23 protein-coding genes and 4 tRNA genes are annotated in these 26,099 nt (G+C 38.7%); 16 read left to right on the top strand and 11 right to left on the bottom strand.

Going from position 1 to position 26,099, the window contains the following annotated elements; genetic code table 11:
- Nucleotides 1-13: 13 nt before the first annotated feature.
- Both recN and A8M50_RS01615 read right to left on the bottom strand, forming a co-directional pair.
- Nucleotides 14-1,690 carry a DNA repair protein RecN gene (gene recN, locus A8M50_RS01620; protein WP_005646040.1) on the bottom strand — a complete coding sequence of 559 codons (1,677 nt, stop codon included), beginning with the start codon at nt 1,688-1,690 and terminating at the stop codon, nt 14-16.
- 111 nt (nt 1,691-1,801) lie between these two features.
- Complete coding sequence (locus A8M50_RS01615; RefSeq protein WP_032825633.1) at nt 1,802-2,692, bottom strand: NAD(+) kinase; 891 nt, start codon at nt 2,690-2,692, stop codon at nt 1,802-1,804.
- A gap of 100 nt (nt 2,693-2,792) precedes the next feature.
- Here A8M50_RS01615 and grpE point away from each other — a divergent pair, with 100 nt between their 5' ends.
- The 4 genes from grpE (at nt 2,793) to A8M50_RS01595 (ending at nt 7,686) form a co-directional block, all read left to right on the top strand.
- The gene (grpE, locus tag A8M50_RS01610; RefSeq protein ID WP_032826574.1) at nt 2,793-3,389 is read left to right on the top strand and encodes a nucleotide exchange factor GrpE; all 597 of its coding nucleotides are present in this window, start codon (nt 2,793-2,795) and stop codon (nt 3,387-3,389) included.
- Nucleotides 3,390-3,706: 317 nt separating this feature from the next.
- A complete protein-coding gene (gene nrdD / locus A8M50_RS01605) occupies nt 3,707-5,830 on the top strand; it encodes an anaerobic ribonucleoside-triphosphate reductase (protein ID WP_005646062.1) in 2,124 nt (707 codons plus the stop codon).
- Between the two features lie 118 nt (nt 5,831-5,948).
- The gene (gene tesB, locus A8M50_RS01600; RefSeq protein WP_005708204.1) at nt 5,949-6,809 is read left to right on the top strand and encodes an acyl-CoA thioesterase II; all 861 of its coding nucleotides are present in this window, start codon (nt 5,949-5,951) and stop codon (nt 6,807-6,809) included.
- Nucleotides 6,810-6,819: 10 nt separating this feature from the next.
- Entirely contained in the window at nt 6,820-7,686 is an 867-nt protein-coding gene (locus tag A8M50_RS01595; RefSeq protein WP_005646055.1) for a ferritin-like domain-containing protein, read from the top strand.
- Nucleotides 7,687-7,760: 74 nt separating this feature from the next.
- Here A8M50_RS01595 and cysS read toward each other — a convergent pair whose 3' ends face one another.
- Complete coding sequence (cysS, locus tag A8M50_RS01590) at nt 7,761-9,140, bottom strand: cysteine--tRNA ligase (protein WP_005646049.1); 1,380 nt, start codon at nt 9,138-9,140, stop codon at nt 7,761-7,763.
- A 102-nt stretch (nt 9,141-9,242) separates the two neighbouring features.
- On the opposite strand from cysS, the gene A8M50_RS01585 reads away from it, so the two are divergent.
- From A8M50_RS01585 to A8M50_RS01560, 6 genes are all read left to right on the top strand, one after another.
- Nucleotides 9,243-9,752 (top strand): peptidylprolyl isomerase, encoded by a 510-nt coding sequence (locus A8M50_RS01585; protein ID WP_005646093.1) that lies wholly within the window; start codon nt 9,243-9,245, stop codon nt 9,750-9,752.
- A gap of 54 nt (nt 9,753-9,806) precedes the next feature.
- Entirely contained in the window at nt 9,807-10,595 is a 789-nt protein-coding gene (locus A8M50_RS01580) for a TatD family hydrolase (protein ID WP_005646076.1), read from the top strand.
- Between the two features lie 111 nt (nt 10,596-10,706).
- Nucleotides 10,707-11,834: an acyl-CoA dehydrogenase family protein gene (locus A8M50_RS01575; protein ID WP_005646057.1), complete on the top strand. Its 1,128-nt coding sequence runs from the start codon at nt 10,707-10,709 to the stop codon at nt 11,832-11,834.
- Between the two features lie 13 nt (nt 11,835-11,847).
- Nucleotides 11,848-12,654 carry a phosphate/phosphite/phosphonate ABC transporter substrate-binding protein gene (locus A8M50_RS01570; protein WP_005646082.1) on the top strand — a complete coding sequence of 269 codons (807 nt, stop codon included), beginning with the start codon at nt 11,848-11,850 and terminating at the stop codon, nt 12,652-12,654.
- 53 nt (nt 12,655-12,707) lie between these two features.
- Nucleotides 12,708-13,877, top strand: a complete 1,170-nt coding sequence (locus tag A8M50_RS01565) for a cobalamin-independent methionine synthase II family protein (protein ID WP_005646037.1) — start codon at nt 12,708-12,710, stop codon at nt 13,875-13,877.
- Entirely contained in the window at nt 13,870-14,334 is a 465-nt protein-coding gene (locus A8M50_RS01560) for an OsmC family protein (RefSeq protein ID WP_005646064.1), read from the top strand. Before A8M50_RS01565 ends, A8M50_RS01560 begins: the two co-directional genes overlap by 8 nt.
- 100 nt (nt 14,335-14,434) lie before the next feature.
- Here the strand turns inward: A8M50_RS01560 and trxA are convergent, their stop codons facing one another.
- The 3 genes from trxA to A8M50_RS01545 form a co-directional block, all read right to left on the bottom strand.
- On the bottom strand, nt 14,435-14,758 hold the full coding sequence (gene trxA, locus A8M50_RS01555; protein WP_005627940.1) for a thioredoxin: 324 nt from the start codon (nt 14,756-14,758) through the stop codon (nt 14,435-14,437).
- Nucleotides 14,759-14,877: 119 nt separating this feature from the next.
- Nucleotides 14,878-15,873 carry a 2-hydroxyacid dehydrogenase gene (locus tag A8M50_RS01550; protein ID WP_005646086.1) on the bottom strand — a complete coding sequence of 332 codons (996 nt, stop codon included), beginning with the start codon at nt 15,871-15,873 and terminating at the stop codon, nt 14,878-14,880.
- A gap of 12 nt (nt 15,874-15,885) precedes the next feature.
- Nucleotides 15,886-16,995 carry a methionine biosynthesis PLP-dependent protein gene (locus A8M50_RS01545; protein WP_032826575.1) on the bottom strand — a complete coding sequence of 370 codons (1,110 nt, stop codon included), beginning with the start codon at nt 16,993-16,995 and terminating at the stop codon, nt 15,886-15,888.
- Nucleotides 16,996-17,241: 246 nt separating this feature from the next.
- On the opposite strand from A8M50_RS01545, the gene A8M50_RS01540 reads away from it, so the two are divergent.
- The 4 genes from A8M50_RS01540 (at nt 17,242) to A8M50_RS01525 (ending at nt 17,606) form a co-directional block, all read left to right on the top strand.
- A tRNA-Gly gene (locus tag A8M50_RS01540) sits at nt 17,242-17,317 on the top strand.
- Nucleotides 17,318-17,323: 6 nt separating this feature from the next.
- A tRNA-Cys gene (locus A8M50_RS01535) sits at nt 17,324-17,397 on the top strand.
- 27 nt (nt 17,398-17,424) lie between these two features.
- Nucleotides 17,425-17,511 (top strand) — tRNA-Leu (locus tag A8M50_RS01530).
- Between the two features lie 19 nt (nt 17,512-17,530).
- A tRNA-Lys gene (locus tag A8M50_RS01525) sits at nt 17,531-17,606 on the top strand.
- A gap of 118 nt (nt 17,607-17,724) precedes the next feature.
- Here the strand turns inward: A8M50_RS01525 and A8M50_RS01520 are convergent.
- Complete coding sequence (locus A8M50_RS01520) at nt 17,725-18,255, bottom strand: inorganic diphosphatase (RefSeq protein WP_005630160.1); 531 nt, start codon at nt 18,253-18,255, stop codon at nt 17,725-17,727.
- Between the two features lie 233 nt (nt 18,256-18,488).
- On the opposite strand from A8M50_RS01520, the gene A8M50_RS01515 reads away from it, so the two are divergent.
- On the top strand, nt 18,489-19,805 hold the full coding sequence (locus A8M50_RS01515) for an NCS2 family permease (protein ID WP_005645171.1): 1,317 nt from the start codon (nt 18,489-18,491) through the stop codon (nt 19,803-19,805).
- An 89-nt stretch (nt 19,806-19,894) separates the two neighbouring features.
- On the opposite strand, the gene fbpC is transcribed toward A8M50_RS01515, so the two are convergent.
- The 4 genes from fbpC to A8M50_RS01495 form a co-directional block, all read right to left on the bottom strand.
- Complete coding sequence (fbpC, locus tag A8M50_RS01510; RefSeq protein ID WP_005645176.1) at nt 19,895-20,944, bottom strand: ferric ABC transporter ATP-binding protein; 1,050 nt, start codon at nt 20,942-20,944, stop codon at nt 19,895-19,897.
- Between the two features lie 24 nt (nt 20,945-20,968).
- Nucleotides 20,969-23,026: an ABC transporter permease gene (locus A8M50_RS01505; RefSeq protein WP_032826520.1), complete on the bottom strand. Its 2,058-nt coding sequence runs from the start codon at nt 23,024-23,026 to the stop codon at nt 20,969-20,971.
- Between the two features lie 63 nt (nt 23,027-23,089).
- Nucleotides 23,090-24,124 carry an ABC transporter substrate-binding protein gene (locus tag A8M50_RS01500; protein ID WP_005645162.1) on the bottom strand — a complete coding sequence of 345 codons (1,035 nt, stop codon included), beginning with the start codon at nt 24,122-24,124 and terminating at the stop codon, nt 23,090-23,092.
- Nucleotides 24,125-24,245: 121 nt separating this feature from the next.
- Entirely contained in the window at nt 24,246-25,286 is a 1,041-nt protein-coding gene (locus tag A8M50_RS01495; protein ID WP_005630149.1) for an ABC transporter substrate-binding protein, read from the bottom strand.
- A 166-nt stretch (nt 25,287-25,452) separates the two neighbouring features.
- On the opposite strand from A8M50_RS01495, the gene udk reads away from it, so the two are divergent.
- A complete protein-coding gene (udk, locus tag A8M50_RS01490) occupies nt 25,453-26,091 on the top strand; it encodes a uridine kinase (RefSeq protein ID WP_005627960.1) in 639 nt (212 codons plus the stop codon).
- Nucleotides 26,092-26,099: the final 8 nt, after the last annotated feature.

The raw sequence follows: 26,099 nt of genomic DNA, 5'->3' as shown, positions 1-26,099 counted from the left end.
TTAAATCCCATTTTTAATGAACTAAATTTAGCATTTCCTGCGCATTGGCTAAGGCTAATTCTGTAATTTCACTTCCGCCCAATAGTCTTGCCAAGGCCGGTACACGTTCAGCTTGTGAAAGTGCGGTCATTTGTGTTTCAGTTTTATTATCCACAGTAAATTTTTCTACATTGAATTGATGATGGCCATGACAAGCAACCTGTGGTAAGTGAGTTACGCATAATACTTGGCAACGTTCACTTAATTGACGTAAGAGTTTTCCGACAACGCTTGCTGTTTTTCCGCTAATGCCCACGTCCACTTCATCGAAAATTAACGTTGGAATAGCAGATTGATCAGAAGTTAAAACTTGAATCGCCAAAGAAATACGAGAAAGCTCACCACCAGAGGCAATTTTAGCTAACGCTTGAGGTTGTTGACCTAAATTACTACGCAAAGTAAAAATCACATTATCCGCACCGTTTGATCCTACTTTATCTAAATCCGTATTCAACTCTACATAAAATTCAGCATTTTCCATTGCAAGTTGTTTTATCGACTGCGTGACATTCTGCGCTAAGCGAGCTGCAGATTGCTGACGACTTGCTGTTAATGCTCTAGCAGTTTCTTGCATTTGTTCAAATGCGAGTTTTTCTTGCTCAATCAACATATCTTCACTTTCAGAAAAATCTAAAAGTGCGGTTAATTCTGCTTTTAATTTTTTGTGATGTTCCACAAGATCTTCAGGTTTAACTTGATGTTTACGAGCAAGTTGTAAAGCCTGACTAATTCTTTGTTCGATTTCCTGTAAAAGTTGAGGATCTTGCTCGATATTACTTGATAAATTTCGCACTTCACTGGTTGCTTCTTGCACTTGAATCAACGCATCATTCAACATACTTTGCACTTCAGCATATTGCGGATCAAGTTCAGCTAATTCATCAATATATTGTGTCGCACGATAAAGCAAACTATCGATATTTACCGTGTCATTTTCACTTAAAATTTGCAGGGCTGATTGAGAAAGTTGAGTTAACTGTTCACTGCTAGATAAACGACGTTGTTCATCTTCTAATTCTAAATATTCATTTGGTCGAAGATTAAATTCATCTAATTCATCCACTTGATACTGTAAAAGTTGTTTACGTGCTTCATTTTCTGCCACTTTTTGTTGAAAGGTTTTAACTTGATTTTGAAGATTTTTCCATGCCTGATAATCTTCACGCATTTTCACAAGTAATTCAGGATGAGCGGCAAAATTATCAACTAACTGAAGCTGATAGTCATTTTTTAGCAATAATTGGGAAGCATGCTGCCCATTAATATGAACAAGATATTGACCAATTTCTTTTAATTGAGACGCAGATACAGGAGTACTATTAATAAAAGCTTTAGAACGTCCGTCGGCATTAATCACACGACGCAAAATACACTCAGTGGGATTATCTGGATCTTGCAATTCTTGCTCACTCAACCATTGATAAGCAGGATTTTTCGATTCTAGTTGGAAAGTCGCACAAATTTCTGCGCGTTCTTGCCCTTCTCGTACCATTGAGTTTTCTACTCTTTGTCCGAAACATAAACCTAAAGCATCAATGGCGATAGATTTACCTGCCCCAGTTTCCCCAGTAATAACAGACATTCCTTTCGCCAATTCGATATCAAGCTGGCGAACAATCGCAAAATTATTGATAGTAAGTTGAGTAAGCATAGCAAAATCCTTTAACTGTATATCAATCATATTACAACTGATTTAATTTACAGTAAAGGATTTTTTTACAGTATTTTAATGATGCGTTTCTACTATGCTTTTTTATAAAAATTAAAATGATTTCAACCAACCTAATTTGGTACTTAATACATTGTAATAATTATAATTTTTTAGATGAAGCAATCGGAGTTTATGCTCGCTTTTTTGAATATGCACCACGTCATCAGGCGTAAAAGGTAAGGCTATTTGACTATCACAGCCCACCTCCAATTGAGATGTATTATGCTCAGCAAAACGAATCGATATTTTACTATCACCATCAATAACAAGAGGACGAGAAGTTAATGTATGTGGAAACATAGGCACTAACGCAATAGCATTAAGGTTTGGTGTCAAAATCGGGCCACCAGCGGAAAGAGAATAAGCCGTAGAACCTGTTGGAGTAGAAACAATTAATCCATCAGAACGTTGTGAAAAGGCAAACTTATCATTGATGTATACATGAAAATCGATCATATGCGCAATTTTCGCAGGGTGGATAACCGCCTCATTCACCGCATTCCCTGTCGATACAATTTCACCTGCACGCTCAATTTTTGCTTCCAATAAAAAACGTTCTTCCACGAAGAATTCACCGCGTTCTAAACAAGCTTCAAGTTGAGCATAGGCATTTTTCGGGTCAATATCTGTTAAAAATCCCAAATTACCGCGGTTAATACCAATCAATGGAATATCATATTTTGCTAATACGCGAGCACGCCCCAACATATTGCCATCCCCACCAATCACGATAACCAACTGTGCTTGGCAACCAATTTCATCAAGTGTTGCAAGATTTTCTGCAGGAAGCCCCAGTTTTTCAGCAACATCTTTTTCCATCATTACTTGATAGCCACGTTCCGTTAACCAGTGAAACAAATTTTTATGCATTTGTAGGTTAATGTCATTTCTAGGTTTTCCTACAAGCCCAATGGTTTTAAAGGAACGATATAAATTATTCATAAAATAAACCGCACTTGAATTTAACATTTTCGTCATTATATAGTCTTTTGTTAGACTATAGCTAACGACTATGGCGAATTTTGTATTTACGGAGAAAAAAATGTCAGAACAAGAACAAAAAATTGAAACCCCAGAAGTAGAAAAACAAGAAGACGCTGTTGTGGAAGAAACACAACAAACAGAGCCTTCTCAAGAACTTGATCCTTTAGAAGAAGCGATTGCCCGAGTGCAAGAACTTGAAGAGCAGCTAAAAAATCAAATAGAAGAAGCGGCAAACAAAGAACAGGATATTTTACTTCGCTCTCGTGCTGAAATTGAAAACCTTCGTCGTCGCACTGAACAAGACGTAGAAAAAGCACATAAATTCGCATTGGAAAAATTCTCAAAAGACATTTTGAATACTATCGATAACCTAGAGCGTGCGCTTGCCACTCCAGCAAATAAAGAAGATGAAAGCGTAAAAGCCTTATTTGACGGCGTAGAACTTACCTTAAAAGAATTAGTTTCAACCGTTGGTCGTTTTGGCGTGGAAGCTGTGGGAGTTGTCGGTGAAGCATTTAATCCTGACTTACATCAAGCCATTTCAATGCAACCGGCTGAAGGCTTTGAAAGCAATCAAATTAGCGTTGTATTGCAAAAAGGCTACACCTTAAATGGTCGAGTCATTCGCCCAGCGATGGTAATGGTGGCAGCATAAGCTATAAGATAAAAAGAGCGGACGAATTTTCGTCCGTTTTTTTATATCCATCAATAAAAATTATATGATTAATTTTATTGTTCACCCTCTCCCTCCATTTAAAAAATCAAAACTTTGATCTCGCTCACAAAATCAAAAAATATTTGAGAAAAGTTCTCAACAACTTAATTTGATATTTTTCTAATAAAATCAATCTTTAACAAAATTCTCTTACGATAAAAGGTCTAAAAACACTATATATTGTGTGTTGATTATCTTTTTAGATCTATATATAGTGCACCACGCATTTCAAAAACACTATATATTGGAGCTATATCATGAGTAACTTTGGGGTCATCAAGCGCGATGGTTCTCGTGCGGAATTTGAGATTCAACGTATCATCAATGCCATTAAAAAAGCCGCAAGTGCGGTCAATATTTCCGATGAATTTTATTGCCACCAAATTGGGCAAGAAGTAGGAAATGAGATTTTCACCCATCATCAAGGCGAGATTGATATTAATCAGATTCAAAAAATCGTTGAAGATAAATTGATGGCAAATCGTTATCCCGAGGTTGCTCGTGCGTATATTGAATATCGTCATGATCGTGATTTAGAGCGAGAAAAACGTAGCCAGCTAACAAAAGAAATTGAAGGTTTGATTGAACAAAGCAACGTAGAATTACTTAACGAAAACGCCAATAAAGACGCGAAAGTGATTCCAACGCAACGTGATTTGCTTGCTGGAATTGTGGCAAAACATTATGCCAAGCACCATATTCTTCCACGCGATGTAGTAGATGCTCATGAAAAAGGTGAAATTCATTATCACGATTTAGATTACGCGCCATTCTTCCCGATGTTTAACTGTATGTTAGTGGATCTAGAAGGGATGCTTTCTCGTGGTTTCAAAATGGGTAATGCGGAAATCGAACCCCCTAAATCCATTGGCACCGCTACTGCAGTGACTGCACAAATTATCGCCCAAGTTGCCAGCCATATTTACGGCGGCACAACCATTAACCGTATTGATGAAGTACTTTCCCCTTATGTGCAAATCAGTTACGAAAAACACCTCAAACATGCCCAAGAATGGAACGTGCCTGATGTTGAAGGTTACGCCAAAGCATTGATTGAAAAAGAATGTTTCGATGCCTTCCAATCTTTAGAATATGAAGTAAATACATTGCATACTTCAAACGGGCAAACACCATTTGTGACCTTTGGTTTTGGTTTAGGTACAAGCTGGCAATCCCGTTTAATTCAGCAAGCTATTTTGAAAAATCGGATTCGTGGACTTGGAAAAAATCATAAAACTCCTGTATTTCCAAAATTGGTTTTCACTATTAAAAAAGGCTTGAACCAAACTCAAGGCGATCCAAATTACGATATCAAACAACTCGCATTGGAATGTGCATCAAAACGTATGTATCCAGATATTCTCAATTACGATCAAGTTGTCAAAGTCACAGGCTCTTTTAAAGCCCCAATGGGATGTCGTAGCTTTTTAGGTGCATACGAAGAAGACGGCCACGAAATTCACGATGGGCGTAATAATCTTGGCGTAGTGAGTTTGAATTTACCGCGTATTGCGTTGGAGTCCAAAAATGAAGAAGATTTCTACCGCACTTTAGATGAACGTTTGGCTATTGCGAAAAAAGCATTAATGACGCGTATTGCCCGCCTTGAGAATACCAAAGCTCGCGTTGCCCCCATTCTTTATATGGAAGGCGCATGCGGAGTACGGTTAAAAGCGGATGAAAATGTGGCACAAATTTTCAAAAATGGACGCGCCTCTATTTCCCTTGGCTATATCGGTATTCACGAAACCATTAATGCGCTATATAACAAAGGACATATTTTTGATGATGAACAATTACGCGAAAAAGGCATTGCGATTGTTCGCCACCTTAGTGAGGCAGTAAAACGTTGGCAAAAAGAAACAGGCTATGCCTTCAGCCTTTACTCCACGCCAAGTGAAAACTTATGCGACCGCTTTTGCCGTCTAGACACCAGAAAATTTGGCGTGATTGAAGGCGTCACGGATAAGGGCTACTACACGAATAGTTACCACTTAGATGTAGAAAAGAAAGTAAATCCTTACGACAAACTGGATTTCGAAATGGCATATCCCCCACTCGCCAGCGGCGGTTTTATTTGCTACGGAGAATATCCAAATATTCAACACAACTTAAAAGCATTGGAAGATGTGTGGGATTATAGCTACGATCGCGTGCCTTACTACGGCACAAACACACCGATTGACGAATGTTATGAATGTGGTTTCACCGGCGAATTTGAATGTACCAGTAAAGGTTTTGTTTGCCCAAAATGTGGCAATCACGATAGCACAAAAGTATCTGTCACTCGTCGCGTATGTGGCTATCTAGGCAGCCCTGATGCCCGCCCATTTAATGCGGGAAAACAGGAAGAAGTGAAAAGAAGAGTTAAACACCTTTGATTTAACTCTCTAGCAATAGCACGCGTTTTTTAATGCGTGCTTTTTGTTTCCAACTTTGGCATTCCCCAAAATCTCCGCTAAAATAACCGCACTTTTTCTTATCCTCAAGGAAAGCAATATGTCAAATATTCTCAATAACCTTATTCATCTTCTTAAGCTTGAAAAAATTGATGATTTAATCTTTCGTGGTGAAAGCCAAGATTTAGGTTTTCGCCAAGTATTTGGTGGGCAAGTTGTGGCGCAGGCGTTATCTGCGGCAATGCAGGTGGCGCCAGAAGATCGCATTTTACATTCTTGTCATGCCTATTTTCTTGCTCCAGGAGACAGTCAATATCCGATTATTTACGATGTGGAAACCTTGCGTGACGGGCGTAACTTTTCTGCATTACGCGTAAAAGCCATTCAACATAAAAATACCATTTGTCATGTAACCGCTTCTTTCCAAGTGCCTGAAAAAGGTTTTGAACATCAAAATACAATGCCAAATGTTGGCGCGCCTGAAGACTTTACAGATGAAAATGTGATGCTACAAAAAGTGGCTCAAACCTTGCCGGAACCACTCAATGAAAAATTTGCAGCTGAGCGTCCATTTGAGGTGAGAACCAAATATTTGAATAACCCATTTAATGGGACAAAATTGCCAGCCGAGCAATATTCTTGGTTTAAAACCAATGGTGAAACGCCGCTTGATATAAAAATTCAGCAATGTTTATTGGCTTATTTTTCCGATTTTCACTGTATTTTGACCGCACTTCATCCGCACGAAAAAGGCTTTTTACAAAAAGGAATGAAAGTTGCAACGATTGATCATAGTATTTGGTTCCATCGTCCGTTTGATTTAAATCACTGGCATTTGCACGCAATTGAAAGCAATAATGCCTTTGGAGGCCGTGGTTTGGCACGCGGACAAATTTTCTCGCAAGATGGTCAATTAATCGCAACAACACAACAAGAAGGCTTGATCCGTTTTAACGAATAAGAGAGAAAAAATGACCGCACTTATTACACGATTTTGGCAACAAGTTGAAACCGCACTAAAAACAGCTAATCCACAAGAAAAATGTCGTTTAGTTAATGATCTCTACGATAATCTTCTGCCACAAATTCAGTTGATAAAATTAGAAGATTTTCCCGAAGTCATGCCGCAAGATAATATTGCCGCTTTTCCTGAAAAACCGCTCTTAGTTGCACCGAAAGATGTGCCAAAACGTTCTTTTGCTACAGAAGAAGGCTATGCTGCCACATTGCACGCTATCGCACATATTGAGTTTAATGCGATTAATTTAGGCTTAGATGCAGCTTGGCGATTCGGGCATAATGCCCAAGAAGAACTTGGCGAAGGTTTGGCTTTTGTGAAAGATTGGTTACGTGTCGCTCGTGAAGAAAGCACTCACTTTTCCTTAGTCAATGAACATTTGAAAACATTGGGTTATCAATATGGTGATTTTGAAGCTCATGCTGGATTATGGGAAATGGCGCAAGCCACCGCGCACGATATTTGGGAACGAATGGCGTTAGTTCCTCGTGTATTAGAAGCAAGAGGCCTCGATGCAACACCTGTTCTGCAAGAAAAAATCGCACAACGTAAAGATTTTGCCGCTGTGAACATTTTGGATATTATTTTGCACGATGAAATTGGCCATGTGTATATCGGCAATCATTGGTATCACGCACTCTCTAAAAAACGTGGTTTGGATGCGATGAAATGCTTTACTGAACTGTTACACAAATATCGTATTGTGATTTTTAAAGGTGTCATTAATACCGATGCTCGTATTCAAGCGGGTTTCACACAGCATGAGTTGGATTGGATTTATGAAGTGGAACAAACATTAAAATCCTATATTAAGAAATGATGAAAGAACAAAAGACTAAATTCTATTACATTCTGAACTTAGTCTTTTTAATGAAATTAATTTAACATTTGAATTTATTGCTTACGCCAAGTTGTTCCATTCGGCCCATCTTCTAATACGATACCCATAGCTGTAAGCTCATTACGAGCAGCATCTGCAGCTGCCCAATCTTTAGCAGCGCGGGCTTCATTGCGTTGTTTAATCAGCGCTTCAATTTTTGCCACTTCATCATCGTTAGAACCTGCTTGTAAGAATTTTTCTGGATCTTGTTGAAGTAATCCTAAAATCGCACCCAATTCACGCAAACGCGCGGCAAGTCCATTGGCTTTCTCAACATCTTCTGTTTTTAACTTGTTAATTTCACGCGCCATTTCGAATAAAACAGAAAGTGCATTTGGCGTATTAAAATCATCGTCCATTGCTTCACGGAAAGTTGCCACAAAATTTTCTCCGCCAAAAGCAACCGCACTTTGATCCGTTCCGCGTAAAGCCGTGTATAAACGTTCCAACGCACCTTGCGCTAAATTCAAGTTTTCTTCGCTATAATTGAGCTGGCTACGATAATGTGCCGTTAATAAGAAATAACGTACCGCCTCTGCATTATAGTGATTTAATACATCACGAATAGTGAAGAAATTACCGAGTGATTTCGACATTTTTTCTTTATCCACCATAATCATGCCGGAATGGATCCAATAATTCACATATTGTCCACCATGCGCACAGCAAGATTGCGCGATTTCATTTTCGTGGTGAGGGAACATTAAATCAGAACCACCGCCGTGAATATCAAAATGTTCACCAAGTTGTTTGCAGTTCATTGCAGAACATTCAATATGCCAACCTGGACGACCTGCGCCCCAAGGGGAAGCCCAACTTGGTTCGTTTTCTTTCGACATTTTCCAAAGCACGAAATCCATTGGATTTTTCTTGATTTCATTGATTTCAATACGTGCACCGGCTTGTAATTGCTCAAGATCTTGACGAGATAATTTGCCGTATTCTTTAAAGCTTTCCACATCAAACATCACATCGCCATTATCCGCAACATAAGCATGTCCGCGTTTAATTAATTTTTCCACAATTTCAATGATTTCAGGAATATGATGGGTTGCGCGAGGCTCGAAATCAGGGCGTAATACATTAAGTGCATCAAAATCTTTATACATTTCCTGCACCATACGATCCACAAGTTGATCACAGGTTTCTTTGTTTTCTAACGCACGTTTAATAATTTTGTCATCTACGTCCGTAATATTGCGCACATAAGTTAAATCGTAACCCAAAGAACGTAAATAACGAGCAATCACATCAAAACACACAAAAGTGCGTCCATGACCGATATGACATAAATCATAAACAGTGACGCCACAAACATACATTCCCACTTTATTTTCGTGGATAGGTTTAAAGATTTCTTTTTCTCTCGTTAAGGTATTGAAAATTTTTAGCATTTTTAAGCTCGTAAAATGAAATAAAAACAAACCGCACTTTTATAGCACTTTTACCTCGATTGTGGAATAATACGACCCTTAATTTTTCAGAAGGAAAACAAAATGGTTACGTTACACACAAACTTTGGCGACATTAAAATTAAATTGGATTTTGATAAAGCTCCGATTACTGCAGAAAACTTCTTAAATTACTGCAAAGATGGTTTTTATAATAACACAATTTTTCACCGTGTTATTGATGGCTTTATGATTCAAGGCGGTGGTATGGAAAGCAGTATGCGCGAAAAAGCAACCAAAGCACCTATCCAAAATGAAGCAAACAATCGTTTAAGTAACAAACGTGGAACCATTTCCATGGCTCGCACTTCAGATCCACATTCAGCGACAGCACAATTCTTCATTAACGTGGCAGACAATGATTTCTTAAATTATCGTTCAAAAGAAATGTTTGGTCGTGAAGTCGTTCAAGAATGGGGCTATGCGGTATTTGGTGAAGTGATTGAAGGTATGGATGTTGTGGATAAAATCAAAAAAGTGAAAACAGGCAACAAAGGCTTTCATCAAGATGTTCCAACTGAAGATGTAGTGATTACATCGGTTTCAGTAGAATAATAGTGAATGACGGATGAATTCCGCCATTTTTTATCGACCTAAAGGACAATGCTCATGCCTTTCTTCGACACTCACACGCATCTCGATTATCTCCAACAATTTACCGGGGAGCCGTTGTCACAGCTTGTTGATAATGCTAAGCAAGCCGATGTGCAAAAAATACTGATTGTGGCGGTGAAAGAAGCCGATTTTAAAACAATCCAAAATATGACCGCACTTTTTCCTGATAATTTGCGCTATGGGCTTGGGTTACATCCTCTTTATATTCAAGAACACGCCGAAAATGATTTGATGCTGTTAGAACAAGCCTTAAAAAATCGTGATGCAAATTGCACGGCGGTGGCAGAAATTGGTTTGGAACGCGCGATTCCCGATTTGCTTACCGATGAACTTTGGGCAAAACAATGTCATTTTTTTGAAAGCCAACTTTATTTGGCAAAACAATTTAATTTACCCGTCAATATTCACAGTCGAAAAACCCATGATCAAATTTTTACTTTTTTAAAACGTATTCCATTATCCAAACTTGGCGTGGTACACGGTTTTTCAGGAAGCTACGATCAAGCAAAACGCTTTGTTGATTTAGGTTATAAAATCGGGGTTGGCGGCACTATCACTTATGAACGCGCCAATAAAACTCGTCAAGCAATCGCGAAGTTGCCGCTTGATGCCTTAGTGTTGGAAACAGACAGCCCAGATATGCCTGTATTTGGTTTTCAGGGCCAACCTAATCGACCGGAGCGTATTGTAGAAAGTTTCAAAGCTCTTTGTACCTTAAGAAATGAACCTACTGAATTGATTAAAAAAGTTACATGGGAAAATGCTTGCCAGATTTTTTCTTGATCCACATCACATTACTGAAATTATTTTGAATTAAATACTAGAAAAAAGAAACTGAGCATAATAATATCCGCCTCGTAGAAAGTTTTTCTCAACACACAATAAGGATATATTATGTCGCAAATCTATACTCAGGTGAGAAAGTTAGCGGAACAGTTTATTGAGCCTTACGCCGACGAACTCGATCAAAAAAAAGAATTTCCTGTTCAGGCATTTAAGGAATTAGGTAAAGCTGGTTGGTTTTCACTTTTAATTCCAAAAGAATACGGCGGAATGGGATTAACCCTAAAAGAACACGCTGAAGCCTGTATGGCATTAGCTGAAAGTTCAGCCTCTGCTGGTCTATGTTACATGATGAGTAACGTTGCAGTGAATTGTTTAAATCTATTCGGCAGCGATCAACTCAAACAAAAAATCTTTTCTGATATTGTTCAAAATCAAACCTTTGCCGCACTCGCCTATAGTGAATTAGGCACTGGTACCCACTTCTATATTACCGATGCAACTGCACAATTTAATGCTGAGCATGCAGTATTCAATGGATTAAAATCTATGGTGACATCGGGCAATTATGCTTCTTATTATTTAGCGCTTTTGCCTTCGGAAAATGGTGAAACTATTGATAACTGGGTGCTTCCACTTGGTACTCAAGGCTTAACTTTTGAAGCCGATAGCTGGAATGGCTTAGGTATGCGTAGCAATGTTTCTTGCTTTATGCGCATGACCGATATGCCATTAGATCGTAGCTGGCGTATTGGCGAAGTTGGCGCAGGCGCAGAACAAGTATTTGGTGGCATTGCGCCAGCCTTTATTTGTGGCTTGGCTGCTGTCTATAGCGGTGTATGTAAAGCCGTGCTTACCGAGGCAATTAAACATTCAACACACCGTAAATACACATCTGGCACTGCATTAGCTGAAATCGAAACCGTGCAAATTCACTTAGCTAAAATCTATGCAAACACAAACGCTGCTGTATGTGCTATGCAAGATGCGGCTCGTGCAGCCACAGAAGGTGATGCTGATGCATTAGCTAAATTATTAGCTGCCCGAATTCTTGCGAGCGAAAATGCTATTACCCTTGCACAAATTGGTATGCGTATTGGCGGTGGTAAGGCTTATAACAAAATGGGGCCAATGGAACGCTATTTACGCGATGCATTAGCAAGTCAAGTGATGGCACCAAGTGTCGATGTGCTAAATATTTGGTTAGGTAAAGCCATTACAGGTCAACAAATTCCATAAAGTGCGGTAAAAAATGAGTGAAAAATTAAAAATTGGGGCGGTAATCTACGCCCCACAAGTGACAGTGATTTGGGGCATTATTGCAGACTTTTTCGAAAAAGAAGGCTTCCCTATTGAACCCGTGTATTTCAAAGACTACAAAGGACTAGTTGATGCGTTACTCAATAATGAAATTGATGTAGCGTGGAACTCTCCCCTAGCTTGGCTAGATGGTTACTTACGTAGTGGTGGTAAAACCTTAAATGGTGCCATGCGTGATACCGACCAAGATCGTCAAAGCTATTTAGTTGTTAATGATCCAAACATCCAATCTATTGAAGATTTGAAAAATAAAACTATTGCTTTTGGTGCGATAGATTCTCCACAAGCGCGGTTAATTCCAATCGAGTTTTTACATCAACATGGCTTAGAGTTTGGTCAAGATTATGTAGAAAAACGCTTTGATGTGGGTGTTGGTTTGCACGGCGATCATGTAGGAGGTGAATTAGATGCAGCTAATGCATTAAAAGATCGCCAAGTCGCGGCAACATGGATGTTAGATTTCAACTTTGAACGTTGGACAAAAGATGGCACACTCGATCCAGCAACAGTTCGAGTACTTGCAAAAACACCATCATTTGACCATTGTATTTTTAGTGGACGCGTGGGATTAGATGAAACCAAATTCAATGCATTCACCGAAACCTTGTTCAAAATGGATTACAACAATCCAGAACATAAAGAAATGATGGATTTGGAAGGATTAAAACGTTGGGTTGCGGGCAGAACAAAAGGTTTTGCTCAATTACAAGCTGCCAATGAATATTTAAAATTCTTTTAAGATCAATATGTCATGATGGGCGTGCGATAAACGCCCATCATTGTGGATTTTCTATGAAACCTTTCACAACTTCCCTTTTAGGCTCAATGCCTCGTAGCCAAGCACTTTTGATGGCACGTAAAAAGCACGCACTCGGCAAAATAACTACAGCTGAGCTTGAGCAAATCGTTGTTCAAGAAACAAAACAAATTATCGAACTTCAACAACGTACTGACATTGATGTTATCACGAGTGGTGAATTACTTCGTGACAATTACCTTTCTTTTATTGCACAAAAAATTCAAGGCGCGACCTTAATGAGCATGAGTGAAATGCTCGATCACATTAAAGAAAAGCAAATTTTTGAGTCAATGCTAGAAACCTTGGATGTTCCCGCACTTTCCATAAAAAATGCTATTTGCGTAGGAAAAATCAGCTACAAACAATCTTTAGTAGCAGATGAAATGTTGCTACTGAAAAATCTAACTAAGCATCCAATTAAAGCAACCTTGCCAGGACCTTACTTAATGGCTCGCTCCATGTGGCTTTCGTCTGTGTCAGGGCAACATTATTCATCAAAAGAAGAAATGGCAAAAGATGTTGTTGCTATTTTAAAGCAAGAAATTGATCATTTATGTGAACTAGGCGTAAGTGTTGTTCAATTTGATGAGCCTGTTTTGACAGAAGTTATTTTTAGCCATCATCAAACACGTTCATTTATGTGTGCGGCGTTAAGCGAAAAACAAGATTTTGCAGCGGAACTACAGTTTGCGAAAAGTTTAATTACTCAAATCTTTGAGTATGCAAGAAATAAAAATATCAAAACCGCATTACATGTATGCCGAGGCAACTGGAGCAAAGATGAAAGCGTATTACTGCGCGGGCCTTATACATCACTAGTGGATTTATTTGAATCGGCATTACCTGATATTTTAATGCTCGAATTTTCTACGCCAAGAGCAGGAGAGTTAAGTTCGTTATTAGAAAGTAAAATCCTAAGACAAAAATGTATTTTAGGCTTAGGCGTCATCAATCCTCGTTCTGATGAAGTGGAAACCGTAAATCAGATTGTTCAGCGCGCAGAAAAAGCCTTAAATTACCTTCCACCAGAGCAAATTTGGCTAAATCCAGATTGTGGATTTGCCACTTTTTCTAACCGCCCTTTAAATGGATTTGACATTATTGAAGCCAAACTTAACGCATTAAATGAAGCAAAATCAATATTGAGGGAACGTTATGTATAACGTACCTGAAAGTGAATGTTTTACAGCGAAATATCGAGCCGTATTACGCGGAGAAGAAATTAAATTATTCACACCAAATGACAGTATTTCGCTCTATTCACAAGTCAATTTCGATAACCAATCGTTACAAAAAAGTGCGGTGGATTATTTTGCTGTTTCTATTTTAGGTGGTATTTTGAGTAGTGTAAAAGCACATTTTGCTCAACAACGTGCCGATATTGTAGAAATGGAAGGAAAAATTTGGCTCAATCTCGCCAATCCTTTAACCTTACTGGGCGTCCGCGGCTATAGTGACCCGCCTGTCATTAATGACGGAAAAATTAAAATTTTTATTTCATCGGATTTAACCGATGATATCTTCACACAACTCACGCAAAACGCATTACGCTGTTGTTTTATTTACAACACGATAACCAAAGCCTTTCCTTTAAATATAGAATTTGAGCAAGTGCTTTGATTCTCATCAGGTCGTTCATTAAAATTTCAGACAAAAAAATTGCCCCATTAAGGGGCAATCTTATCAATGCTCTAACGTTACTTATAGCTTTAAGCAACGATTAAATATGTTGGTTAATGAAGTTAGCCAATTGAGTTTTTGGTAATGCACCAACTTGAGTTGCAACAACTTGACCATTTTTAATCAATAATAATGTTGGGATACTACGAACACCAAATTGTGCTGGGGTTGCTTGGTTGTCATCCACATTCATTTTCACGATTTTAACTTTACCAGCAAATTCAGGCGCAAGTTCATCTAACACTGGTGCAATCATTTTGCAAGGACCACACCATGGTGCCCAAAAGTCTAATAAAACGGGGATATCTGAATTAACTACAACACTTTCAAAATCTGCGTCATTAATGTGTAATACTTCGCTCATTTTGTTTTCCTTATTTTGTGAATGGAATCCCTATATAAGGGCTTTTTTTAAACTTACAAGTGCGGTGCAGAATAACACCGTTTTAAAAAATGTAAACTAATCGTTTTAATTGCCAAAAGCTAAGACGGCAAAACAATATTTTCACACACTTTACCAGATTTCAATTTATAAACGTTTGATAAAGTCACATCCGCAATATTCGTTAGAGCCTCTTCGGTTAAAAATGCTTGATGGCCTGTCAGCAATACATTATGGCAAGAAGATAAACGGCGGAAAATATCATCTTGAATCACTTCGTTAGACTTATCCTCAAAGAATAAATCTCGTTCATTTTCGTAAACATCCATACCTAACGCACCGATTTTACGCAGTTTTAACGCATCAATTGCAGCTTGAGTATCAATCAAAGAGCCTCGGCTCGTATTAACGATCATCACGCCATCTTTCATTTTTGCAAAAGCCTCGCGATTTAATAAATGATAGTTTTCTGGCGTTGCTGGGCAATGAAGCGTAATCACATGAGATTTAGCATAAAGCTCATCTAATTCAACATATTGTCCCCCCAGTTCTTCCACCACTGGATTTTTGAAAGGATCGTACGCCAAAATATTCATACCAAAACCTTTCAAAATTCGCATCACCGCAATCCCAATTTTACCTGTTCCGATCACGCCAACCGTGCGTCCATGCATATTGAAACCAATTAATCCCTCAAGAGAAAAATTCGCTTCTCGGGTACGCTGATAAGCACGATGAATTCGACGGTTCAGCGTCATCATCAAACCGATGGTATGCTCTGCCACTGCTTCAGGCGAATAAGCTGGAACGCGTACAACTTGAATGCCCAATTCTTGAGCAGCTTTTAAATCAACATTATTGAAACCGGCACAGCGCAAAGCCACGATTTTCACACCAAGTGCGGCTAATTTTTCTAATACTTTTCGGCTACCATTATCATTCACGAAAATGCATACTACTTCGCAATGTTCTGCCAAACGTGCGGTGCTCTCGTTCAACATAAAATCAAAAAATTCTAAATCGAAATTATATTTCGCGTTAATGAGCTCAATATATTTTCTGTCATAGCTTTTAGTGCTATAGATTGCAATTTTCATGATTTGCTCCAATTATTTTAAATGTGCAAAAGCCTGTAATAAGTCCGCTTTAATATCTTCTACATCTTCAATACCGACTGAAAAACGCAGCAAGGTATTAGTAATCCCGCGAGCTACACGCTCGGATTCTGGAATATCCATATGAGTTTGAGTGGCAGGATAAGTAATAAAACTTTCTGTGCCGCCTAGACTTTCTGCAAAAGTAATCAATTTGATGGATTTTAAGAACGTATTAACCCAAGCTTCATCTTGCAAACGGAAAGACAACATCCCACCTTTATTTGGATAAAGCACTGATTCCACTTGTGGTTGAGCTTTTAAAAATTCCGCAATGGCTTGTGCATTTTCTTGATGACGTTTCATGCGCAAAGAAAGGGTTTTCATACCACGAATAGTCAGCCAAGAATCAAAAGGTGAAAGCACCGCACCCGCACCATTTTGAATATAAGCAATGCGATCACAAAGTTCTTGCCCTTTTGCAACAATCAAACCAACAAGTGCATCATTATGACCAGCAATATATTTAGTTCCGCTGTGAATTACCACATCAGCGCCTAAATCTAACGGACGAGAAAGCACAGGTGTTAAAAACGTATTATCCACGATCAACATCAAATTATATTTTTTCGCAAGTTTTGCAATTTCAACTACATCACATTCTTCCATTAAAGGATTTGATGGGGTTTCAATAAAAATAGCTTTCGTATTTGGGTTAATTGCCGCCTCAATTTCAGAAGCAGATGCTGTATTAACATAAACAGGTTTTACACTATTGTTATTTTTATAAGAAAAATCTAATAGTCGATAAGTACCACCATACACATCGCTAGAAACGATCCATTCATCTGGTGCAGTGAAAAGCGTCATCAAAACTTGAATTGCAGCCATACCAGAAGAAAACGCAAAACCACGATCTCCATTCTCTAATTTAGCTATCGTTTCTTCTAATACTGCACGAGTTGGGTTTTTGGTACGCGTGTAATCAAATCCCGTACTTTCACCGATACCATAATGGCCATAAGCCGTAGAAAGAAAAATTGGTGTAGAAACCGCGCCCGTACGCTCATCACTGCGATTGCCTGCTTGAGCTAATAAAGTATCAATAGCATATTGTTGTGTCATAACATCCTCTAAAAATAATGAAAAAATAAACCGCACTTTACGTGCTAAAAAACATTTAGCATTTTGGCACAAAGGAAAAAGTGATAAAAGTAGAAATTAGAAAATTACATAAAATTCCATTTTTCCATCATTTTCTGTAATTTATTTAAACAAAATGAACTTTTTTTAAACGGTTAGACAATTTTTTTAAATCTGTAATTGACAGTTATCTGAATTTCCGTAAAATGCGCACCACTAACAGCGAATGCGGGAATAGCTCAGTTGGTAGAGCACGACCTTGCCAAGGTCGGGGTCGCGAGTTCGAGCCTCGTTTCCCGCTCCAATTCGTGGCGTGTTAGCAAAGCGGTTATGCACTGGATTGCAAATCCATGTAGCTCGGTTCGACTCCGGGACACGCCTCCATAATACGCAAATGTTAGTTGTCTATATGCCCGAGTGGTGGAATCGGTAGACACAAGGGATTTAAAATCCCTCGCCTTTCGAGGCGTGCCAGTTCAAGTCTGGCTTCGGGCACCATTTCAAAAATGATATCAGTGGGTCGTTAGCTCAGTCGGTAGAGCAGCGGACTTTTAATCCGTTGGTCGAAGGTTCGAATCCTTCACGACCCACCACTTAAAAATAAAGTAAGCACCGAAAGGTGTTTTTTTATTGTCTAAATTCTTAAAACTTATTATAAAAAATCCCCGACTCAAAGAATCAGGGACTTTTACAATCAAATGTATTTATTAATTAACGCTCATTCCAACGTTTAATAGACTCGCGAATCACTTCTTTCGCTTCTTCTACATCGCCCCAATGAGTTACTTTCGTTGAGCCAGGTTTCTTAAGCGCTTTATAGTTATTGAAATGGAACTCAATTTGTTTAATTAAGTTTGCCGGTAAATCTGCTAATGAATTGTACGCATTTCCTGTATCACGATCATCTGCTGGAACACAAACAATTTTGTCATCCACTTCACCATCATCAACAAATTTCATAACACCAATTACTTTAGCTTCAAGGAATACACCTGTTGCTAATGGTTGACGAGTGATTAATAACACATCTAACTCATCGCCATCTTCATCTAAAGTTTGTGGAATGAAACCATAATTAGTTGGTTTTGCAAAAATTGCAGGCTCAACACGATCTAACTGGAATGCCGCAACTTTACGATTCCATTCAATTTTATGGCAGCTACCTTCTGGAATTTCGTTTACTACATTGATAATGCCAGCATCTACATCGCCTGGCGTTAAAATTTGATTAAAATCAGCCATTTTGTTTCCTTCATTTTATCAAGTTAAAAAACGTGACAAGTATAGCAGTTTTTCTGCTGACTCGCAGTCTCATTTGTAGAGAAAATCAGCAAATAGATTATTTCATAACTATTCATAATTTTGACCGCACTTTATCCTAAACAAAACTCACGCAAACGTTTACTTCTCATTTTTATGATGTAAAATAGCGCACCTTATTCACTTCAATTTTTCACTCAACTTTAAGGAACACTATGCCAACTTTAGAAAAAACATTTGAGCTCAAGCAACGTGGTTCAACTGTTCGTCAAGAAATTATCGCGGGTTTAACCACGTTCTTAGCAATGGTTTATTCTGTAATCGTGGTACCCAATATGTTAGATGCTGCAGGTTTTCCCGCAGAATCTGTCTTTATTGCCACCTGTTTAGTTGCGGGCTTAGGCTCTATCTTAATCGGCTTATGGGCAAATGCACCAATGGCAATTGGTTGTGCAATTTCTCTTACAGCTTTCACTGCATTTAGCTTAGTGATTGGTCAAAAGGTCGCCATTCCCATTGCGCTAGGCGCAGTATTCTTAATGGGGGTTGTGTTTACCTTAATTTCTGCCACAGGTATCCGTGCATGGATCTTGCGTAATTTACCATCCAGTATCGCTCACGGAGCGGGCATTGGTATCGGACTCTTTTTACTTTTAATTGCCGCAAACGGCGTTGGTTTAGTCGTCAGCAACCAAGCGGGCTTGCCAGTAAAATTAGGCGATTTCACCTCATTCCCAGTCATGATGTCCTTAATTGGTTTAGCGCTCATTATCGGCCTTGAAAAAATGAAAATTAAAGGCGGCATTTTATGGGTAATTATCGCTATTACTATCGTAGGTTTAATTTTTGACCCAAATGTAAAATTTGGAGGAGAGATTTTCAAAATGCCAACCTTTGGTGAAAATTCTCTTTTCTTACAATTAGACTTTATGGGCGCACTACAACCCGCAATCTTACCTGTCGTATTTGCTTTGGTGATGACCGCCGTATTTGACGCAACGGGCACTATTCGCGCAGTTGCAGGTCAAGCCGACTTACTTGATAAAGACGGTCAAATTATCAATGGCGGTAAAGCCCTAACTTCAGACTCAATCAGTAGCTTATTCTCAGGCTTATTCGGTACAGCACCAGCTGCCGTTTATATTGAGTCTGCAGCAGGAACAGCAGCAGGCGGTAAAACAGGTATTACTGCTATCGTTGTTGGGGTGTTATTCCTATTAATGCTTTTCTTCCAACCATTAGCTTTCTTAGTGCCTGGGTACGCAACTGCCCCAGCATTAATGTATGTTGGTTTATTAATGTTAAGCAATGTAAGCAAATTAGATTTCGATGATTTCGTTGGCGCGATGAGCGGATTAATCTGCGCAGTATTTATCGTACTTACCGCGAACATCGTAACAGGTATTATGTTAGGTTTTGCGGCATTAGTAATTGGAAGAATCGTGAGTGGCGATATTAAACGCTTAAATGTAGGGACTGTGATTATTGCAATCGTACTCGTTGCATTCTATGCAGGCGGTTGGGCGATTTAGTAACAGAAATAAGAAAGGGGAAAATCCTTCCCCTTAATTGTAATCACAAAAGTGCGGTGAAATTTCACCGCACTTTTTTATTCGCTGTACTACTCTTTCTTCAATAAGAAAATACCGTGATCAGATAAATTGACATAAGCTTGTTTTAAATCGGCATTAAAATCTTCTGGCTTACAATTCACCAATAAATCTTTTCCTGCCCAATTTGCAACCACTTCCCAATGGTTGCCCATATAGACCGCACTTTTAATCTCACAACGTTGTGCATCGCGACCCTCTGTGGCAAGATAAATTGCTTCTGGGCGAATACCTACTAAGCATTCACCATCGGGTAAATTAAACTGTGCAGCATCCTTTAAAGGTACATGATAGCCATTAATATCCACCACGCCATTTTCTAATTTTCCATCGAAAATACTGGATTCACCCATAAAGTTTGCTAAAAACAAGGAATTTGGTCGGAGATAAAGTTCTTTCGCTGGCGCTTTTTGCATAATTTTACCTTTATGCATAACGATAACTTCATCAGATACAGCGAATGCCTCTGTTTGGTCGTGTGTCACATAAAGCGAGGTAATGCCTAAACGTTGTTGCAATTCACGGATTTTTTCACGCATTGAACGACGTAAGTTTGCATCCAAATTACTTAATGGTTCATCAAACAATAGGACTTTTGGTTTCAATACTAAAGCACGAGCTAATGCTACACGTTGTTGTTGACCACCCGAAATTTGATCCACGAAACGATCTTCAAACCCCGCTAAGTCCACTAATTCTAACGCTTCTTTTACACGTTGAGCACGTTCTTCTTTGCCAATGCCTTGCATTTTTAAGCCGTAGCCCACGTTATCGCCAATGCTCATATGTGGGAATAGCGCATAAGATTGGAAGACGATACAAATATCTCGATTTTGAATAGATGATTTTGTTACATCTTCTCCATCAATAAAAATTTGGCCTGATGTTGGATTTTCTAACCCCGCAACCAAACGCAATACGGTGGTTTTGCCACAACCTGACGGCCCTAACAATGTCACCATCGTGCCACGTTTGATCGTTAAATCTAAATTATCAATGACGACCGCTTTACCAAATGCTTTGGTGATATTTTTTAATACTAAGAAATCATTATTACTCATAATATTTACCTACAACTTAACGAGTTAATTCATTTTTTTCGCTTTAGAACGAGAGATACGTGTATCACCTACAATCCAGTCGAAGAATAAGATAATTGCCATCATAACAACAATTAAGATTGAACCGTACGCAATAGCAACACCGTATTCACCATCTTCAACGCGATTTAGGATATAAGCTGTTGCAACCCGAGTATCTGCTGTCACTAAGAATATAATTGCGCTCACCGTCGTCATTGCACGAACGAAACTGGTAACAAGCGCTGAAAGCAATGCGGGTTTTAATAATGGCAAGACGATATACCATAAGGTTTTCCACGAACTTCCTTTTAAAGAAAGCGATGCTTCATCAAGAGATTTATCAAGCTGACCTAACCCTGCAATCGCTGCTCGCATACCAATTGGTAAGTCACGCATAACCATTGAAATAATCACGATAATACCAGTACCCGTAATATAAAGCGGTGCATTGTTGAAGGCTAAAATGTAAGATACCCCCGCCACTGTACCCGGCACGGCAAAGCAAAGCATGGTTAAGAACTCAAGGGATTTTTTACCTTGGAAATCTTTACGTACCACAATGTACGCAATCAATAATCCAAAGAATGCGGTTAATGGTGCGGCAATACCTGCATAGATTAAGGTATTGATCAGTGACGGCCACGCTCCATCGCTCAGTCCTTGCCCGAATAACATAGCATAGTTTTTCAAGGTTAAAGTGTAATCTACGCCCCAGTTTACAGTGAAACTTCCGTAGAAAATACTTCCGTAAAGCGCCATATTAAAGATGACCCAGAATCCAAGCATGCCAATGATGGTATATTTCAAACCAGTTGGAAGATCTTGCACATCACCACGATAAGATTTACCTGAAACGGTGACATAAGAGCGGTTACCAATCCAAATGTATTGAATGATAAAAATCGCTAGAGAGAAAATTAATAATATTGAACCTAAGGTACTTGCGGATGCGTAATCTAATTGTGAACCCGCAATATAGAAATAGATCTGCGTTGCAATCACATCAAAACTACCACCCAATACCAATGGGTTACTAAAATCTGCAAGGGATTGGATAAATACAATTAAAAATGAGTTCGCCAATGCAGGACGTAACAATGGGAAAATGATGTTATAGAAAGTTTGGTAGCGATTGGCTCTTAAAGTATAAGAGGCTTCTTCAATGGAAGGATGTACCGATTTCAATGCGCCATCTAAAATCATAAAAGAAATAGGAGCAAATGCAAGAATTTGAGCAATTGCAATCCCATTAAAACCATAAAGCCAGTTATGATTGGTGAAACCAAAATTCGTACTTAAAAATTCGGTTACATAACCAGAACGGCCAAGCATTAAAGTTACCCCTAATCCCACAACAAATGGTGGTGTAACAATTGGCAAAATAGAGAAAATTTTTCCGATAAATGCCGTTCTACGAGCGATACGCGTGGTATAAAGCGCAAAGGCTAAACCAAATACAGTAGACACTACGCCCACAAAGCCCGATAAGAAAAGAGAATTGGTAATTACTCGAACAATATAGCTCTGCGTTAAAATACGCATCACTTGCTGTGGCGCAAACGTATCTCCGTCATAAAACATTGAAACGAAAATCGCCAATGTTGGATAAACGATAAAGAAGAAAATGAGCAAAACAATGCAAAGCAAAGAAGCGATGATAAATTTGTCTCCTTGCATCACTTTTAGTTTTGCTAATGAAAGTGTTGCTAATGCGGTATATCCCACAAGTAACACGATCACAGAATAACCCATGCTGATTTTGCACACCGTCGCACTGATAAACATAAACAATACAGAAAGTGCGGTCAAAAATAGCTCTGTTTTTGATTGGGTTTGCTGTGGCAATCTAAATAACGGCAAAGCACCATACACAATAACAGGCAGAAACCAAGCCCAAGTTAAATTGAAAGAAGCCCAGCCCATTGCCTCTAAATATTCATCTGAAGTACTTTCAAACAAACCGTAATCAAGTGCATTGGAAGGCAGAAGCGCAAACGCTAACAAGGATAAAATAATCCAAAAATAAGCAGAATGCATTATGGAAAGTTTTTTTGCGTTCATACAACCTCGCATAAGGTAAAAAAACGAAGCGATATGCGACATATCACTCCGTTAGTGACATCATTATTTGGCTAATTTTACTTCATCAACCCATTTTGTGATTAAGCGTTTACGTAAATCAGTCGCACCGTATTTATCAAAATCATAGTTAATTAAATTAATAGATTTAAAATCTAACGCATAAGGCGATTGTTGTGCAGTGGTGTTCGTTAAAATGGAATACGCCTCACCTTTTTGCCAAGTTAATTCTTGCGCCTCTTTGGATAACGCCCAATCAACAAAAAGTTTCGCATTATCTAAATTACGAGCACCTTTAACAACACTCACTCCGCCAATTTCATAGCCAGTACCTTCACAAGGTACAACTAATTCTACTGGCGCGCCTTTCGCTTTTTCTAAAGAATATTCATGTAAGAAACCAATGCCAATTGCCGTTTCTCCACGCGCTGTATTACGTGTTGCCGTATTACCAGATTTGGTATATTGCGATACGTTTTTATTCAACTCTTTTAAGAATTTAAACGCCTCATCTTCTCCCCAAAGTTGCATATAAGTGGCTAGCTGAGTGTAACCCGTACCAGAACTTTGTGGATCTGCGGCTTGAATTTCATTTTTGTAAATTGGGTTAGCTAAATCCTTCCAGCATTTTGGAATAGGTAAATTCAATTTTTTCAAACGTTCTGGATTTACGCCAAAACCTAACACGCCTAAATAAATCGCAGAAGAATAATTCCCTTTCACTTTGGCTGGATCACGGAATTTTTCTACGATCTGAGGAAGATTGGATGATTTATAAGGTTCTAATAACCCCATTTCCCCTGCTTGAGAATGAGGATCCATTGTTCCACCATACCAAACATCGCCTTGTGGGTTATCTTTTTCAGCATCTATTTTTGCTAAAATGGTTCCCGTGCCACCACGAATAAAACTTGTTTTAACATCAAATTTTTTCTCAAATGCCATCGCTTCTTGCTCGCACATCGTATTTTGCGCGCTGCAATAAATGACTAGACGTCCTTTCGCAAAAGATGGATTACTTAACACCAATCCACTTAGCATCACACCCGACAGGGTTACTGCGATTTTTGATAGTTTCATCTGATTATAACTCCCTTATGAATGAAAATTTTGCAATATCTTAGAGGGAAAACGAAATCACATTAAAAATACGAAAAAGTGCGGTCAAAAACTTCAGTATTTTTACCGCACTTATTCAGCGCTATTTCGCTAATTTAACTTCTTGTACCCATTTCTCAATTAAGGCTTTACGTTGTTCTGTTGCACCGTATTTTTCAAAGTCATAATTGATCAATTTAAGTTTATTTGGATCAAATGCAGTTGGTGATTGTTCTGCTGTCGTGTTAGTTAAGATTTGTAAAGAATCCCCTTGTTTCCAAGCTAATTCTTGACCTTCTTTTGATAAAGCCCAATCGACGAATAATTTTGCATTATCAATATTACGCGCACCTTTTAAGATACTCACGCCACCTAACTCATAACCAGTTCCTTCACAAGGCACGACTAATTCTAACGGTGCACCGTTGCGTTTTTCTAATGCATAATCATGTAAGAAACCTACCCCAATTGTCGCTTCGCCACGCGCAGAGTTACGTGATGGCGTGATACCCGATTTGGTATATTGAGAAACATTAGGATGCAAGGCTTTTAAGTATTCAAATGCCTCTTTTTCACCCCATAATTGAACAAATGTCGCCAATGCTGTGTAAGCTGTACCCGCACTTTGAGGGTCTGCAATTTGAACTTCGCCTTTTAGGCGTGGATCGGTTAAGTCTTTCCAGCATTTTGGCACTTCTTTAATGCCTAATTTTGCCAAACGTTCAGTATTCACACCAAAACCTAAGATCCCCATATAAATTGAGGAAACATAGTGACCTTTCGTTTTCGCAGGATCACGGAAACGTTCTACGATTTCATCAATGTGTTTGGATTTATAAGGCTCAATTAAGCCTAATTCTGCAGCTTGAGCTTGAGGGTCAAAAGTACCACCGAACCAAACATCCGCTTGAGGGTTATTTTTTTCAGCTTCAACTTTAGCAAAAGTACTGCCTGAACCATTACGAATAAAGGATGTTTTCACATCATATTTTTCGCCAAATGCTTTTGTGGTGGTTTCACACAAAATATTGGTTGCACTACAGTACACAACTAAACGACCTTTAGCGTTAGCAGAACCAGAAATAGCCAAGCCTGCAGCTAAAAGTGCGGCAGAAACAGAAAGAGAAATTTTGTTGAACTTCATAATAAATACTCCTTATTGGATAGAACGACTCGAATCCTACGTGAAAAAGGCGAATAATACCGTGATGAAGCTCACACTTTTTAAAATTCAAGTGAAAAAATAAACGTGAAATTCACTGCACTTTTACTTATAATTGCCAAAATTTCCCTTACATCAAAACACAATTATGTCAGATTCTTGTATCATCATCGCCATCACTGGCGCATCCGCATCAGGCAAAAGTTCTATCGCCTCTACCGTTCACAAAGAACTCTGTAATGAATTAGGCTGCCAAGAAATTGGCATTATTGCTGAAGACAGTTACTACAAAGATCAAAGCCATTTAGAAATGAGCGAACGTATAAAAACAAATTATGACCATCCAAGCTCAATGGATCGCGATTTGCTCATTCAACATTTAAAAGATTTAAAATCAGGAAAATCGGTTGATGTGCCTGTTTATAGCTACGTTGATCATACTCGTACAGGTGAAACCACAACATTTACACCAAAACGTATTGTGATTTTAGAAGGGATTTTACTGCTTACTGATGAACGTGTTCGTCAACTTGCGGATATTTCCGTATTCGTGGATACACCATTAGACATTTGTTTTATTCGCCGTTTACAACGTGATATGGAAGAACGTGGTCGTTCCCTACAATCGGTTATTGATCAATATCGTGCAACCGTGCGCCCAATGTTCTTACAATTTATTGAGCCATCTAAACAATATGCGGATATTGTCATTCCTCGCGGAGGTAAAAACCGTATTGCAATCAATATGTTAAAAGCTCAAATCCTTCATTTATTGAATCAAAAATAGGAAATCTT

The organism is Haemophilus haemolyticus, assembly GCF_001679045.1.
Lineage (GTDB): Bacteria > Pseudomonadota > Gammaproteobacteria > Enterobacterales > Pasteurellaceae > Haemophilus > Haemophilus haemolyticus.
This window is presented reverse-complemented; position numbering and strand designations above follow the sequence as displayed.

Bases quoted from the DNA above. Each gene is read 5' to 3' on its own strand.
- A8M50_RS01570 (WP_005646082.1), top strand. From the start codon at position 11,848: ATGAGTGAAAAATTAAAAATTGGGGCGGTAATCTACGCCCCACAAGTG.
- cysS (WP_005646049.1), bottom strand. From the start codon at position 9,140: ATGCTAAAAATTTTCAATACCTTAACGAGAGAAAAAGAAATCTTTAAA.
- trxA (WP_005627940.1), bottom strand. From the start codon at position 14,758: ATGAGCGAAGTATTACACATTAATGACGCAGATTTTGAAAGTGTTGTA.
- A8M50_RS01615 (WP_032825633.1), bottom strand. From the start codon at position 2,692: ATGAATAATTTATATCGTTCCTTTAAAACCATTGGGCTTGTAGGAAAA.
- A8M50_RS01505 (WP_032826520.1), bottom strand. From the start codon at position 23,026: ATGAACGCAAAAAAACTTTCCATAATGCATTCTGCTTATTTTTGGATT.
- A8M50_RS01545 (WP_032826575.1), bottom strand. From the start codon at position 16,995: ATGACACAACAATATGCTATTGATACTTTATTAGCTCAAGCAGGCAAT.
- A8M50_RS01580 (WP_005646076.1), top strand. From the start codon at position 9,807: ATGCCTTTCTTCGACACTCACACGCATCTCGATTATCTCCAACAATTT.
- tesB (WP_005708204.1), top strand. From the start codon at position 5,949: ATGTCAAATATTCTCAATAACCTTATTCATCTTCTTAAGCTTGAAAAA.
- A8M50_RS01595 (WP_005646055.1), top strand. From the start codon at position 6,820: ATGACCGCACTTATTACACGATTTTGGCAACAAGTTGAAACCGCACTA.
- A8M50_RS01500 (WP_005645162.1), bottom strand. From the start codon at position 24,124: ATGAAACTATCAAAAATCGCAGTAACCCTGTCGGGTGTGATGCTAAGT.
- A8M50_RS01560 (WP_005646064.1), top strand. From the start codon at position 13,870: ATGTATAACGTACCTGAAAGTGAATGTTTTACAGCGAAATATCGAGCC.
- fbpC (WP_005645176.1), bottom strand. From the start codon at position 20,944: ATGAGTAATAATGATTTCTTAGTATTAAAAAATATCACCAAAGCATTT.
- A8M50_RS01495 (WP_005630149.1), bottom strand. From the start codon at position 25,286: ATGAAGTTCAACAAAATTTCTCTTTCTGTTTCTGCCGCACTTTTAGCT.
- grpE (WP_032826574.1), top strand. From the start codon at position 2,793: ATGTCAGAACAAGAACAAAAAATTGAAACCCCAGAAGTAGAAAAACAA.
- recN (WP_005646040.1), bottom strand. From the start codon at position 1,690: ATGCTTACTCAACTTACTATCAATAATTTTGCGATTGTTCGCCAGCTT.
- A8M50_RS01565 (WP_005646037.1), top strand. From the start codon at position 12,708: ATGAAACCTTTCACAACTTCCCTTTTAGGCTCAATGCCTCGTAGCCAA.
- A8M50_RS01585 (WP_005646093.1), top strand. From the start codon at position 9,243: ATGGTTACGTTACACACAAACTTTGGCGACATTAAAATTAAATTGGAT.
- A8M50_RS01515 (WP_005645171.1), top strand. From the start codon at position 18,489: ATGCCAACTTTAGAAAAAACATTTGAGCTCAAGCAACGTGGTTCAACT.
- udk (WP_005627960.1), top strand. From the start codon at position 25,453: ATGTCAGATTCTTGTATCATCATCGCCATCACTGGCGCATCCGCATCA.
- A8M50_RS01550 (WP_005646086.1), bottom strand. From the start codon at position 15,873: ATGAAAATTGCAATCTATAGCACTAAAAGCTATGACAGAAAATATATT.
- A8M50_RS01520 (WP_005630160.1), bottom strand. From the start codon at position 18,255: ATGGCTGATTTTAATCAAATTTTAACGCCAGGCGATGTAGATGCTGGC.
- A8M50_RS01575 (WP_005646057.1), top strand. From the start codon at position 10,707: ATGTCGCAAATCTATACTCAGGTGAGAAAGTTAGCGGAACAGTTTATT.
- nrdD (WP_005646062.1), top strand. From the start codon at position 3,707: ATGAGTAACTTTGGGGTCATCAAGCGCGATGGTTCTCGTGCGGAATTT.